This window comes from Xanthobacter dioxanivorans, from assembly GCF_016807805.1.
GTDB lineage: Bacteria > Pseudomonadota > Alphaproteobacteria > Rhizobiales > Xanthobacteraceae > Xanthobacter > Xanthobacter dioxanivorans.
The window spans coordinates 3,071,974-3,085,706 of the sequence record NZ_CP063362.1; the positions used below are offsets into that span (position 1 = coordinate 3,071,974).

Annotated in this window: 13 protein-coding genes; 8 read left to right on the forward strand and 5 right to left on the reverse strand. The window is 69.6% G+C overall.

Annotated features, from left to right (window positions below; genetic code table 11):
* Positions 1-9: 9 nt before the first annotated feature.
* The gene (locus tag EZH22_RS14385; RefSeq protein ID WP_203196249.1) at positions 10-741 is read right to left on the reverse strand and encodes a TetR/AcrR family transcriptional regulator; all 732 of its coding nucleotides are present in this window, start codon (positions 739-741) and stop codon (positions 10-12) included.
* A gap of 122 nt (positions 742-863) precedes the next feature.
* Here EZH22_RS14385 and EZH22_RS14390 point away from each other — a divergent pair, with 122 nt between their 5' ends.
* The 7 genes from EZH22_RS14390 (at position 864) to EZH22_RS14420 (ending at position 8,315) form a co-directional block, all read left to right on the forward strand.
* Entirely contained in the window at positions 864-2,399 is a 1,536-nt protein-coding gene (locus EZH22_RS14390) for an AMP-binding protein (protein WP_203196250.1), read from the forward strand.
* Complete coding sequence (locus EZH22_RS14395; RefSeq protein WP_203196251.1) at positions 2,396-3,559, forward strand: thiolase C-terminal domain-containing protein; 1,164 nt, start codon at positions 2,396-2,398, stop codon at positions 3,557-3,559. The genes EZH22_RS14390 and EZH22_RS14395 overlap by 4 nt, the downstream gene beginning before the upstream one ends.
* 51 nt (positions 3,560-3,610) lie before the next feature.
* Positions 3,611-4,405, forward strand: a complete 795-nt coding sequence (locus EZH22_RS14400; protein WP_203196252.1) for an enoyl-CoA hydratase/isomerase family protein — start codon at positions 3,611-3,613, stop codon at positions 4,403-4,405.
* 29 nt (positions 4,406-4,434) lie between these two features.
* Positions 4,435-4,800, forward strand: a complete 366-nt coding sequence (locus EZH22_RS14405; protein WP_203196253.1) for a Zn-ribbon domain-containing OB-fold protein — start codon at positions 4,435-4,437, stop codon at positions 4,798-4,800.
* Between the two features lie 144 nt (positions 4,801-4,944).
* Positions 4,945-5,841, forward strand: a complete 897-nt coding sequence (locus EZH22_RS14410; RefSeq protein WP_203196254.1) for a branched-chain amino acid ABC transporter permease — start codon at positions 4,945-4,947, stop codon at positions 5,839-5,841.
* Between the two features lie 12 nt (positions 5,842-5,853).
* Positions 5,854-7,611 (forward strand): branched-chain amino acid ABC transporter ATP-binding protein/permease, encoded by a 1,758-nt coding sequence (locus EZH22_RS14415; RefSeq protein WP_203196255.1) that lies wholly within the window; start codon positions 5,854-5,856, stop codon positions 7,609-7,611.
* On the forward strand, positions 7,608-8,315 hold the full coding sequence (locus tag EZH22_RS14420; protein ID WP_203196256.1) for an ABC transporter ATP-binding protein: 708 nt from the start codon (positions 7,608-7,610) through the stop codon (positions 8,313-8,315). The genes EZH22_RS14415 and EZH22_RS14420 overlap by 4 nt, the downstream gene beginning before the upstream one ends.
* Positions 8,316-8,434: 119 nt before the next feature.
* Here EZH22_RS14420 and EZH22_RS14425 read toward each other — a convergent pair whose 3' ends face one another.
* From EZH22_RS14425 to EZH22_RS14435, 3 genes are all read right to left on the reverse strand, one after another.
* Entirely contained in the window at positions 8,435-9,487 is a 1,053-nt protein-coding gene (locus EZH22_RS14425; protein WP_203196541.1) for an aldo/keto reductase, read from the reverse strand.
* Positions 9,488-9,786: 299 nt separating this feature from the next.
* The gene (locus EZH22_RS14430; protein WP_203196257.1) at positions 9,787-11,187 is read right to left on the reverse strand and encodes an MATE family efflux transporter; all 1,401 of its coding nucleotides are present in this window, start codon (positions 11,185-11,187) and stop codon (positions 9,787-9,789) included.
* On the reverse strand, positions 11,184-11,690 hold the full coding sequence (locus EZH22_RS14435) for a winged helix-turn-helix transcriptional regulator (protein ID WP_203196258.1): 507 nt from the start codon (positions 11,688-11,690) through the stop codon (positions 11,184-11,186). The genes EZH22_RS14430 and EZH22_RS14435 overlap by 4 nt, the downstream gene beginning before the upstream one ends.
* Before the next feature lie 91 nt (positions 11,691-11,781).
* Here EZH22_RS14435 and EZH22_RS14440 point away from each other — a divergent pair, with 91 nt between their 5' ends.
* Positions 11,782-12,243 carry a MaoC family dehydratase gene (locus EZH22_RS14440; protein WP_203196259.1) on the forward strand — a complete coding sequence of 154 codons (462 nt, stop codon included), beginning with the start codon at positions 11,782-11,784 and terminating at the stop codon, positions 12,241-12,243.
* Between the two features lie 102 nt (positions 12,244-12,345).
* Here EZH22_RS14440 and EZH22_RS14445 read toward each other — a convergent pair whose 3' ends face one another.
* Positions 12,346-13,725, reverse strand: a complete 1,380-nt coding sequence (locus EZH22_RS14445) for a glutamine synthetase family protein (RefSeq protein WP_203196542.1) — start codon at positions 13,723-13,725, stop codon at positions 12,346-12,348.
* Positions 13,726-13,733: the final 8 nt, after the last annotated feature.

The following is a 13,733-nucleotide window of genomic DNA, read 5'->3' on the forward strand; positions in this document are numbered from 1 at the left end:
CCTGCGCACTCAGGTCCGGGGAGGCCTTGCTCCACCCCGGACCTTGGCGTCGCGGCCTTCGGGCGCATGCGGCCCATTCGGGCGCTTGCGCCGCGTCGCCGGGCGGGCGGCGAGGCCGGACGTGAGCAGGGCGGCGAAGCTCTCCATGATCTCCTCCGGCGCGTTGGGGCCCGTGTCGCGGTACCAGGCCGGGATCCAGTTCACCACGCCGAGGGCGAAGAGGCTGGCGAGCTTGGGATCGCACGGCGTGATGGAGCCGTCCGCCACGCCGAGCGCGATCAGGTCCTTGGTGGCATGGCTGATGCGCTTGCGCCGGGCGACCACCGTCGCGCGATCGTCCGGAGTGAGCGAATCGACGTCGGTGAGCACCGGACAGTTGCCGAGGTCGCCGAAGATGCCCTCCATGTAGCGGCGCAGGTAGATGATCAGCTTCTCAAGGCCCGTTCCCCGGTGGACGGCGGCGAGCGCGAGCCCGGCCTCGCCGTTGTCCATGGCCACCTGGTGGCAGGCGTAGAGCAGTTCCTGCTTGCTCTTGAAATACTGGTAGAGCGTGGGCTTCGACACGCCCAGCACGGACGCCACATCGTCCATCGAGGTGTTGGCGAAGCCGCGGCGGTTGAACGCGGACGCAGCGACGCGCAGCACCGCCTCGCGCTTGCGGCGGCGCTGCTCGTCGCGGTCGAAGGCCGCCCGCCCCGACGATGGGGCGCGGGACGAGGCGCCGGTGGAAGTGTCATTCATGAACTCGGGATTCCTGCTGCGGGCACCGTGTTGTGAGACATGTAGGCATGCTTGCATCAAACTCAAAAAACAGCTAGTCTGACTTTGAAGTAAAAAAATCTACTCAAAAGTAGGGAGGAACGATGAGCATCGCCACGCTCATCCTGCAGGCCGCGCGACGCCTGCCGGACAACCCGGCCGTGACCGATGTGCACGGTACCACCACCTATGCGACCTTCGCCGACCGCGCCGCCCGCATGGCTGGCGGGTTGCGGGCGCGGGGCATCCCGCCCGGCGGGCGGGTGGTGCTCTACATGGAGAATACGGGCGCCTTCTTCGAGAGCCTCCTCGCCTGCTGGATCGCCGGCCTCTGCGCCGTGCCGGTCAACGCCAAGCTTCATCCGCGCGAGGTCGCGGGCATCGCCGCCGACGCGGGCGCGGAACTCCTTTTCACCACGCCCGGCCTCGCCGATGCCATGGCGGCGGAAGCGCAGGGCGTGGCCGGCCTGCGCGAGATGGTCTGCGCCGGCACGGCCGGTTATGCGCGCCTCGCGGCGGCCGATCCCATCGACCCGCCCGACGCGGCGCCCGATACGCTGGCCTGGCTTTTCTATACTTCCGGAACCACCGGCAAGCCGAAGGGCGCGATGCTCAGCCATCGCAACCTCCTCGCCATGTCGCTCGCTTATTATGCCGACATCGACCCGGTCGATGAGCGCGACACCCATATCGCCTGCGCCCCGGTGTCCCACGGCGCAGGGCTGTATGCGCTGCCCTTCCTGCTCAAGGGCGGACACCAGATCGTCCTGCCCGGCTTCGATGTGGAAGACGTGCTGGATGCGCTCACGCGCTACGAGAACGTGAGCCTGTTCGCCGCCCCGACCATGCTGACGCGCCTCATCAACCACCCGGCCACGCTGACCGCGGACCTCGCCAACCTGAAGACCATCTATTACGGCGGCGCGCCCATGTACGTCGCCGACCTCAAGCAGGCCCTGCGCATGCTGGGGCCGAAGCTCTGCCAGATCTACGGCCAGGGAGAATCCCCCATGACCATCACCGCCCTGCCCAAGGGCCTCCACGTGGACGCCGCCGGCCACCCGGCCGCCGAGGAGGTCCTGGCGTCCTGCGGCTTCCCGCGCTCGGGCCAGGAGGTGCGCGTGGTGGATCAGGAGGGCCGCGACCTTCCCCCCGGCGAGGTGGGCGAGGTCATCACCCGCGGCGATTGCGTGATGGGCGGCTACTGGAACAACTCCGCGGGCACCGCCGCGGCGCTGCGCGGCGGCTGGCTCTATACCGGCGACGTGGGCAGCCTCGATGCGCGTGGCTACCTGGTCCTGCGCGACCGCTCCAAGGACCTCATCATCTCCGGCGGCAGCAACATCTATCCGCGCGAGGTGGAGGAGGTGCTGCTGCGCCACGAGGGGGTGCTGGAAGTCTCGGTCATCGGCGCGCCTCACCCCGACTGGGGCGAGGAGGTGGTCGCCTTCGTGGTGAGCCGTCCGGGCGCGCGCGTCGACGCCGGCGCCCTCGACCAGCTGTGCCTCGACAACATCGCCCGCTTCAAGCGGCCCAAGCGCTACCGGTTCGAGGATGTCCTGCCGAAGAACAACTACGGGAAGATCCTCAAGACCGAGCTGCGCCGCCGCCTCGCGGATGAAGCAGGAGGCGTGTCATGAGGTCCGTATTCGTCGCCGGCGTCGGCTCCACCGCCTTCGGGCGCCATCCGGACATCGCCATCGAGGCCCTCGCCGTGCGCGCGGCGGACGCGGCGATCCGCGAATCCGGGCTGGACCGGGCCGAGGTCGGGGCGCTCTATCTGGGCAACTTCGTCGCCGGCCCCCTGCTTGGCCAGGAAGTGCTGGCGGGGCTGGTGGCGGACGGCCTCGGCCTGCCGCAGATCCCCTGCACCAAGGTGGAGGGGGCGTGCGCCTCCGGCGGCATCGCCTTCCGCCACGCCTATCTCGCCGTCGCCACCGGAATGTGCGACGTGGCCCTCGCGGTCGGCGCGGAAAAGATGACCCATGCCGACACCGCGGCCGTCACCTCGGCGCTCAACTGCGCCATGGACTTCCGCAGCGACGGGGTGAGCGGGCTCACCTTCCCCGGCCTGTTCGGCCTCGCCTGGCGCCTCTACGAGGAGCGCTACGGCGCGACGCGCGACCAGATCTCCGAGGTGGTGCGGAAGAACAAGGGCAACGGCCTGCGCAATCCCCTCGCCCAGATGGGGGCGGACCTGAGCCGGGCGGAGATCGGCGAGGCGCGGCTCATCTGCGATCCCCTGCGCCTCTATGACTGCTGCCCGGCGAGCGACGGGGCCGCCGCGGTGCTGCTGGTGGCCGCCGATCGGCTCGCCGACGTGGTCCCGCAGCCGGTGGAGGTGATCGCCTCGGCCCAGGCCCGCGGCAGCGCGCGCATCGCCGGGCATCCGGACCTGTGCACCTTCGAGGCGACGGTCGCCGCGGCGCAGGGTGCCTACCGCCAGGCCGGCATCGACCCCGCCGAGGTGAGCTTCGTGGAACTGCACGACTGCTTCTCCATCGCCGAGATCATCGACAGCGAGGACCTCGGGCTCATCCCGCGCGGCCAGGGCGCCGCCTACGCCGCCGAAGGGCGCACCGCGGTGCGCGGCGACCGGCCGATCAACGCCAGCGGCGGGCTCCTCGCCAAGGGCCATCCGGTGGGCGCGACGGGGCTCGGGCAGATCTACGAGAGCGTGCTGCAACTGCGCGGCACCCACCCCAACCAGGTGAAGGGCGCCACCATCGGCCTCACCCACAATCTCGGCGGAACCGGCGTCGCCTGCACCGTGAACATCCTGCGCGCCACGGATGCTTGACCGGCGCGGCACGACACCGCGCGGTTTCCTTCTCCAGCATCGGAAACACCCATGGGCGACATTCGCTGCGACCGCCACGGCAAGGTCTGGCTGATCACCATCGACCGGCCGGCCCACATGAACTCCCTCGACTTCGCCGCCAACGATGAGCTGGTGGAGGTCTGGCGCGCCTATGAGCGCGACGACGACGCCCACGTGGCGGTCGTCACCGGCGCGGGGGACAGGGCGTTCTGCGCCGGCGCGGACCTGAAGACCTACACGGTGAACTTCGCCCGCTCGCCGGCGCCGGAGTTTCGCACCCGCTACACCAACGGGCCGGGCTTCGGCGGCATCACCCGCAACATGGAGATGGACAAGCCGATCCTCGCCGCGGTGAACGGCTTCGCCATTTCCGGCGGCTTCGAGCTGGCGCTCGCCTGCGACATCCGCTTCTGCGCGCCGAACGCGGAATTCGCCCTGCAGGACGCCAAATGGGGCTTCCACGCCTGCGACGGCGGCCTCATCCGCCTGCCGCAGATCGTCGGCCTCGGCCACGCCATGGAGATCATCCTCTCGGGTGAGCGCGTCAATGCCGAGCACGCGCTGCGGATCGGCCTCGTCAACCGCATCGTGCCGGCGGAGGATCTCGTCGCGGTCACGCTCGACTATGCGCAGATGCTGGCGAAGCGCTCGCCCCTCTCCCACCGCTTCGCCAAGGAGGTGATGCGCCGGGCGGTGGGCCTGCCACTGGCCGAGGCGCTGCGCCTCGAGTCGCGCTCCTTCTACGATCTCGGCCAGACCGAGGACATCGTGGAAGGCACCACGGCCTTTCGCGAGAAGCGCGAGGCCGATTTCAAGGGCCGCTGAGCCGCCCGCCGACCAGGATGCGCACCCTCATGTCGTCCAACGCCTCACCTCCGCCCGCCGTGGAAATCCTGCGCTGCGCCGATTGCGGCCGCTTCGATCCCGGCCCGCGGGAGCTCTGCCCCGCATGCCACAGCTCGAACATGGTGCCCTGCGCCGTCTCGGGGGACGGCGTGCTCGTCTCCTGGACCCTGGTGCGGCGCCCGCCCACGCGCTTCAAGTCCCACGGGCCCTATGCGGTGGCGGTGGTGGACCTCGACTGCGGCGTGCGCTTCACTGGCCGGCTCGCCGAGGTGCCGCAGGACGAGGCCGATGCGCCTCGGCTCGGCGGGCGCATGCGCTTTGCCGGCGGCACGGACGGGATCGCCTTCTTCGCGCCCGACCCCGGGCGTCGCTGAAACCCGCAAGAAGCTGAAACCCGCAAGAATATGAGGCCGGCGCCAGACCGGCCGGAACGCCGACCAGCGGAGGACCCCCATGCCGACCACATCGCCGCCAGCCGTCCCGCCCCCATCCGGCGCCCGTCGAAGGGGAGGCGGGCTGTGACCCTCGTCAACATCTTCCAGCTGCTGGTGAGCGGCATCACCATGGGCGCGATCTACACGCTGACGGCCAAGGGCCTGTTCATCACCCACCTGGCCACCCACCGGCTGAACTTCGGCCAGGGCGACTTCCTCATGGTCGGCGCCTTCGCGTCCATCGGCATGCTCGCCGCCGGCGTGCCCGCGCCGCTCGCCGTGATTGGCGTGCTGGTGCTCATGGGCGTGCTCGGCTATCTGCTGGAACGCCTCGCCATCCGCCCCCTGGACCGCCTCGGCGACCGCGCCGGCGCCTATTCCTGGGTGCTCACCACGGCGGGGGTGGCGCTGATCCTGCAGAACGTGGTCGAGCTCATCTGGGGCAAGTCGGCGCAATACGCCCCGCCGCTGTTCTCCAAGACGCGCGACAACGTCATCAACATCCTCGGCATCGGCATCTTCTTCGAGGAGGCGGCCATCATCGTCACCGCCTTCGTGGTGGTGGGCGCCTTCTACTGGTTCCTGTTCGGCTCGCGCTGGGGCAAGGCGGTCTATGCGGTGGCGTTCAATCCCGAGGCGGCGGCGCTGTTCGGCATCGACGTGCGCGGCGTGGTGGTGCTGGTGTTCGTCCTCGCCGCGCTGATGGCCGGGATCTCCGGCGTCCTGGTCGGGCCGCTGGTGTCGGTCCATCCACACATGGGGCTCATCTTCACCATCAAGGCGCTGGCGGTGGCGGCCGTGGGCGGCTTCACCAATCCCATCGGCATCCTCGCCGGCGGGCTCATGTTCGGCGTCGCGGAAGCCTTCTCCAACTATTGGGACAGCGCCTTCGGCGATCTCTATCCACTCCTGTTCGTGCTGGCCCTGCTCGCGGTGCGCCCCTCGGGGCTGTTCGGCGAACGCCGCGCCGACGTGCGCTGAAGGAGGCTGAAGATGTCCCGCTTCCCGCGCCTTCTCACCTACCTGCTGGCGGCGATCGCCATCGTCGCCTTCCCGCTCCTGGCGCCCAATCCCTTCTTCGTCCATGTGGGCCAGACCTTCGCCTACACCGCCATCGCGGTGATCGGCCTCAACATCCTGCTCGGCCTTTCCGGCCAGATGTCGCTGGGCCATGGCGGCTTCTACGCGGTGGGCGCCTATGTCTCGGCGATCCTCGCCACGACGTTCGGTTGGCCGCTCACCCTGTCCATGGCGACGGCGCTGGGCGCGAGCCTCCTCGCCGGGTTTCTGGTGGGCGCGGTGGCCCTGCGCACGCGCGGGCTCTATCTCGCCATGGCGACGCTCGCCTTCGGCTTCATCGCGGAGATCGTGGCCCAGCGCTGGGTCTCCGTCACCGGCGGCACCATGGGCCTGATGGGGGTGCCGCAGATCGACTTCGGCAACTTCCGGAACGGGCCCACCTATTTCTTCTGGTTCGCCGCCGGCACCCTGCTCATCGTCCAGATCGCGAGTGACTACATCTTCGCCTCGTCGGTGGGCCGGCGGCTCAATGCGGTGAAGGAAAGCGAGTCCTTCGCCGCCACCGTCGGCCTCGACGTGCCGGCGTGGCGCATCGGCGTGTTCGCGGCGAGCGCGGCGCTGGCCGGCCTCGCCGGCACGCTCTTCGCCCACCAGAGCGGCTTCGTTTCCTCCGACGCCTTCAACATCCGCCTGACCATATCCTTGCTCATCGCCACGGTCATTGGCGGCCTCGGCCGCTCCGCCGGGCCCCTCCTCGGCACCGCGATCCTCATCGCCATCGCCGAGGCGATCGCGGCGGTGCACGACATCGGGCTGATGCTCTATGGCGGCATCCTGCTCGTCGTGCTGCTGGTGTTTCCGGAGGGCGCCATCGGCGTCTTCGGACGGTTCGGACGCAAGCCGCCGGCGTCGGCGGCGCCGCGGGACGAGTCGGCCTTCGACCCGCGGCACAACCGCAACCGCGCCGGCGGACGGCTGGAGGTGGAGGCCGTCACCAAGAGCTATGCGGGCGTCGTGGCCCTGCGCGATGTCACCCTCACTGTGGAGCCGGGCACCGTCCACGCGCTCATCGGGCCGAACGGCGCCGGCAAGTCCACCTTTATCAACGTGGTGGCCGGGCTCTATGCGCCGACCGCCGGCCGGATCCGCATCGATGGGACCGACGTGACCGCCGTCTCGGCCCATCGCCGCGCCCGCCTCGGGCTCGTGCGCACCTTCCAGAACCTCCAGCTCATCCAGGGCGTGAGCGTGCTGGAAAACGTGATGCTGGGCATGGAGCGCAGGAGGTCGCTCGCCGGCGATATCCTCGATTTCCTGGCCGGCGCGCGGCACGAGGCGGGCGAACGGGCGCAGGCCGCCTCCATCCTCGCCTTCCTCGGGATCGGCCATCTCGCCGACCTCAGCCCCAAGGACCTCTCCTACGGGCACCGCAAGCTCGTGGAGCTGGCGCGGGCCATCGCCCAGAGGCCGGCGATCCTGCTGCTCGACGAGCCGGTGGCCGGCGTGAACCCGCAGGAGGCGCGGGAGGTCGCGCGCATCGTCCACAAGCTGCGCGAGGCCGGGGTCAGCGTGCTCCTGGTGGAGCACAACATGGAGTTCGTGATGGGGCTCGCCGACCGCGTGACGGTCCTGGACTTCGGCAACAGGATCGCCTGCGGCACGCCGGCGGCCGTGCAGAAGGACCCCAACGTCATCCGGGCCTATCTCGGCACGGAGGAGGAGGCGGCATGATCGAGGTCGAGAACATCCACGTCGCCATCGGGCCGGTCTCCATCCTCCACGACGTGTCCCTGCGCGTCGCGCCCGGGCGGCTCGTCACGGTCATCGGCGCCAACGGCGCTGGCAAGACCACGCTGCTGCGCACCCTGTCCAATCTCGTGCGCCCGCGCAGCGGCGCGATCCGCTTCGAGGGGCGTCCCACCTCCGGCATGGACCCGCACCGGCTGGCGCGGGCCGGGCTGGTGCACGTGCCGCAGGGGCGGCAGATCGTCCCCAACCTGACCGTGCGCGACAATCTCGTGATCGGGGCCGACCGGGTGGCCGGCCTCGATGCAGACGCCATCGCCCAGGGCCTGGAGCGCGAGTTCGCCCGCTTCCCGGTGCTGAAGGAGCGTCAGCACATCCTCGGCGGCAACCTCTCCGGCGGCGAGCAGCAGATGCTGGCGGTGAGCCGCGCCCTGATGATGCGGCCGAAGGCGCTTCTTCTCGACGAGCCCTCCCTCGGGCTCGCGCCCCAGGTGGTGCGGACCATCCTCAAGGCGTTGCGCCAGCTCGCCGACGAGGGGCTCGCGGTGCTGCTGGTGGAGCAGCTCGCCTTGCTCGCCCTCGACACCGCCGACGAGGCTCACGTGCTCCAGCGTGGCCACGTTGCGCTGAGCGGCCCGGCCCGCGACCTGCGCCGCGACCGAGCGGTGATCGAAAGCTATCTGGGATAGGCGTGGCGGAAGCTTCCTCCCGGCGGCTTCTCGTGGGAGGGCTTCCCCACGGTGCCGCCGGAGACGAGCGCCGGCAGGCGCTCGGTGGCTGTCAGCTGAAATGAAAGATGTTTCAGCTTTTACGGTGCCGGGCTTCCATGCAGCTGGAAGATGGCGTCGACCTTCTGCTCGATCTCCTCGGTGAGAGTCACGTCGAGGGTCGCCAGCGTTTCCTCCAGCTGCGCGACGGAGGTGGCGCCGATGATGTTGGATGTGACGAACGGCCGGCTCGTCACCCAGGCCTGCGCCAGCTGCACGGGCGTGAGGCCCACCTCCGCCGCCAGCTTGAGATAGGCGCGGACCGCCTCTTCCGTGCCGGGCTTCTCGTAGCGCTGGCCGCGGTTGAACAGGGTGGAGCGGGCGCCCGGCGGGCGTGCGCCGTCGAGATACTTGCCGGTGAGGTAGCCCTGGGCGAGCGGCGAATAGGCGAGCAGGCCCACGTCCTCGCGCCCGGCGAACTCGGCAAGGCCAGTCTCGTAGGTGCGGTTCAGGAGGTTGTAGGCGTTCTGCACCGAGGCGACGCGCGGCCCGCCCGAGGTCGCGGCTGCCAACAGGAAGCGGTGGACGCCCCACGCGGTTTCGTTGGACAGGCCGATGTGCCGGACCTTGCCCGCGCTTACCAGTTCGGCGAGGGCGCCGAGGGTCTCCTCAATGGGGACTTCCAGGCCATCGCCATGGCCCCTGGCCCGGGTGTCGGCCCGCTGGCCGAACAGGGGCACGGCGCGGTCGGGCCAATGCAGCTGGTAGAGGTCGACATGGTCGGTCCCGAGCCGCCGCAGCGAGCCTTCGATCGCCTCATTGATGTTCTTCGCGTCAAGCCGCGTCCTGGCCCCGTCGGCGCGCAGCCACGTCTGGTCGGAGCGCCCGACCACCTTGGTGGCGAGGACGATGCGGTCGCGCCCGCCCCGGGCCTTGAGCCAGGACCCGATGATTCGCTCGGTCGAGCCCTGGGTCTCGGGCCGGGGCGGGATCGAATAGGTCTCCGCCGTGTCGATCAGGTTGATGCCGCGATCGCGGGCGATGTCCAGCTGGGCGTGGCCTTCGGCTTCGCTGTTCTGCTGGCCGAAGGTCATGGTTCCGAGCGCAAGGGACGACACCGAAAGGCCGGTGCGCCCGAGGGGGCGATATTCCAACATGAAGGCGGGCTGCTCCGGGGAGGCGGCAGAATGAGGGGCTGCGAGCAAAAACCCGTCCGGGGCCGGCGTCAATGCGGGAAAGGTACGCCGTGGCGCTCCGCCATGAGCCCGGGGATGCGGCGCGCGCCGGTCACGAACCAAAGGTCGCCACGGCTCGGGCCATCCTCGGCGAGGAAGATCTGGCGGAGGTGCGCCGCCCGGCATGCGGGAGGTTCGGAATGGACGCTCATGCGCCGTTCAGGACCCGCATGTCCGACGCCTTTTCTTCGCCGGCAGGTCGAGGGGCCGCCGGCGCGTCACACGTTCGTCCTGAACCAGGCGCCGGATCGCACGGCCACGAGGATCGTCATTCCGAAGGCGGCGAGCGCCACCGCGAGCGCGACGAACAGGGCCGTGAGGGATCCGGTGAGCCGCAGCGCGAGATAGCCGCCCCCCAGGGCGATGACCACGCGCAGGAAGCCGCTGGCGAGCGGCCAGAACAGACGGCCGGCGCCCTGCGAGGCGAAATAGAGCGCCATGCCGAGCCCGAAGAAGCCGTAGAACGGCCCGACGATCCGCAGATAGCCGCTGCCGGCCTCGATCATCGCCGGTTCGGCGCTGAACAGGGACAGCCAGGCCTGCGGGAAGAGCGCCGCCGTGACCCCGATCACCTCGGTGACGGCGAAGGCGATGGCCCCGCCGGCCAGGGCGATCTTGAGCGCGCGGGCGCCCTGTCCCGCGCCGATATTGGTGCCCACGAGCGCGACGAGCGGCGCGCCGACGCCGAAGGACTGGGGGATGAGCAGAAATTCCAGGCGAGCGCCCGTGCCGAAGCCGGCCACCGCATCAACACCCGCCACGGATGCGACCATGGCGGTGGCGCCGGCAAGGGTCATGTTGGTCTGGATCGAGGTGAGGGCCGATACCGCGCCCACCCGCAGGATTCCCTTGAACAGGCTCCACCTGAGCCGCACCCAGCGGAACCGCAGCGGGGTGCGGCCGGCAAGGATGTACCAGGCCATCACCACCGTGCCGGCGGCATAGAAGAGGAGGAGGGCCACGCCTCCGCCGATGATGCCGAGCCCCGCAATCGGCCCGAAGCCGAAGATGAGGAGCGGGGAGATCGGCACCAGAAACGCGACGCCGAAGCAGATGACGATCGCCGGGAACAGCATGTTCCCGGTGCCCCGGATGACGCTCGCCAGCCCGTTCATGAGCCAGATCAGCGCATTGCCGGCGAACACCGTGTTCGAGTAGGCGAGGGCGGCGTGAAGCTCGCCGCCCTGGCCGCCCATCAGCCTGTAGATCGGCGTGCCGAACAGCAGGAACAGGGCCGAAAAGCCGATGCCGGCGACGAGGTTGATCACCGCCTGGTGCAGCACCAGCGCGTCCGCCTCCGCATGTCGTCCGGCACCGAGGGCGCGCGCCACCGCGGACGAGATGCCGCCGCCCACGGCGCCGGCCGAAATCATCGTCATGAGCATGACGGGCGGGAAGACGAGGGCCATGCCGGCCAGGGCATCGGTACCGAGCTTGGAGACCCACCAGGTTTCGATGAGCCCGGTGGATGCCTGCGCCACCATGATCAGCATGTTGGGCCATGTCATGCGCAGCAGCAGGGACAGGACCGGAGCCTCCAGCAGGCGGCGCGTGCGCCCGTCGATGGCGGGCGGCCGCGCGGCGGCGGGAGGGGCGAGGGTGTCCGCGACATCGGTCATGATTCATCATCCCGCGCCTTGGGCCGGGCGGTGTCGTAGCGCCGCCGCGTGCGCTCGCTCGCGGCGGGCCCGGCCACGGTGCGGAAGGCGCTGTCGGTGATCGGCAGGCCGGTCACCGAGTCGATGACGACCGGCGCCGCTTCGAGGCCGGTGAGCGTGTTGATGGTGAGGACGCTCCTGCCTTCGGGAGCGAAATGGGCGTTGCCCCATGCCTGGAGCATGACGAGCACCGGGCGGAAATCGCGTCCGCGATCGGTCAGCACATATTCGTGGCGGGCGGGGCGTTCGCTGTAGCGCCGCTTTTCGAGCAAGCCCGCCTCCACCAGCGCCTTCAGCCGGCGGGCGAGCATGTTCGGCGCGATGCCGAGACTCTCCTGAAATTCATCGAAGCGCGTGCGGCCGTTGAAGGCATCCCGGAGGATCAGGATGCTCCACCATTCGCCGACCCGGTCTAGTCCCCGGGCGATGGGGCATTCCATGGCCCGGAAGCTGGTGCGCTTCATCGGCGATGATCCTGTTGAAGGGGCGGGCGTGACCTTCTATGAGTTACTATCATTATGCAAGTAACAACGCGAAGAGGGGCGCGGACCCATCATGTCTCAGGCCGGACAGCCCGAGGGGCTCTTTCTCGACGATCTCGTCGTCGGGCAGAAATTCGCAAGCGCGCAGCACGCGCTGACGGCGGACGAGATCAAGGCGTTCGCCGCCAGTTTCGATCCGCAGCCCTTTCACCTCGACGACGATGCCGCCCGCGCCACCCTGTTCGCCGGCCTTGCCGCGAGCGGCTGGCACACGGCGGCGCTGACGATGCGGCTGCTGGTGGGGGGCGGGGCGCCGCTCGCAGGCGGGATCATCGGTGCGGGCGGCGAGATCGCGTGGCCGCGGCCCACCCGTCCGGGCGACGTGCTCCACGTGGAGAGCGAGGTGCTGGAAATCACCCCGTCCCGCTCGAAGCCCGACCGGGGCATGGTGCGCCTGCGCAGCGAGACGAAGAACCAGAACGGTGAGATCGTCCAGGTGCTCACCGCCAGGCTTGTCGTGCCCAGAAGGCAATAGCCGAGGCGGAGTGGCCTTCGCAGTGCGCAAGCCGGCGCGCGGGAGACCGGCGGGACATGCCGCTCGACTTACATCCTGCCAGGAAGCGGCCCGGCGCGGTTCTCAGACGGTGAAACCGTAGAGATCCCACTCCGCCTCCGACACCTCCAGCGCCATGCGCAGCCACTCCGCCCGCTTGATCGCGACGAAGCCCGTATGGAACGGGGCCCCGAGCACCTCCCGCGAGAAGGCGGACTGCTCGAAACGGTCGATGGCGTCGAGCCAGCTGCGCGGCAGATCGTGCGCCGCCCCGGACGCATAGCTGTTGCCGACGGTCGGGGGACCTGGATCGCGCGCGTGCGCCATGCCGTCGAGCGCGCCGGCCAGCGTGACGGCGGCCACCAGATAGGGATTGGCATCGACGCCGGCGACGCGGTGCTCGAAATGCCGGGTCGCCGGGCTGCCCGAGGGCACCCGCAGCGCGACCGTCCGGTTCTCGATGCCCCAGGTGTCGGACACCGGCGAATACACTCCGGCTGCAAAGCGGCGCCAGGAATTCAAGAATGGCGCCAGCACCAGCATGGTGTCGGCGATGGTGGCGCGAATGCCACCGATCGCTTGCAGCATCAGGGGGTTGAGCTCCCCGGCGGGCGTATCGGCGAACCGGTTGGCGCCATCGGGCCCGGCCAGCGAGAGATGAAGGTGCATCCCCGAGCCCGAATGATGGCCGAAGGGCTTGGCCATGAAGCAGGCTTCCATGCCGAACCGGCGCGCGGTGGCGCGAATCAACCGCTTGGCGATGATCACATCATCGGCTGCCCGCAGCAGGTCCCGGTAGCGGATGGTAAATTCGTATTGCCCCGGGGCATATTCCGAGATGAGCGATTCCAGCGGCACGCCCACTTCTTCCGCACCGGCATAGATCGCGTCGAACAGGGGGGACATCTGGTCCAGCTCGTCCACGGACATGGTATTGGCGCACAGCGAGCGGCGACCGGTGAGCGCATAGCGCGCCGGCATCACCCGGCCTCGTGCCCCGCGCTCGCCGTCCACCAGGTAGAATTCAAGCTCGAGCGCGCCCAGGGGGGCGAAGCCCGCCGCCCGGGCATGCGCCATCTGCCGGGCCAGCGCGTGGCGCGGTTCGACCTCCAAAGGCAGGCCATCGGCGTTGAACATGCTGATGAGCACCTGGCCGCGGTTCGTGCTCGGCACCCGGCCGAGCGTTCCGGCCACCGGCCAGCAGCGCATGTCGCCGCCGCCGTCGGTGAGCACCAGGCCGGTGCCCTCCACGTCCTCGCCGGCCACGTCCTGCCCGAACAGGGACGGCGGCATCCCCCGGCCGTAGGCGTAGAGGCTCTTCAACTCGTGTCGGCGGATCGTTTTGCCGCGGCCGATGCCGTGACAATCCGTCAGCACGATATCGATGGCCTGCAGGTCCGGATACCGGTCCAGGAAGGTCTGAGCCTCGCTCAAATCCGAGCCGCTGGGGGAGTGGATGCCCATCTTGGATC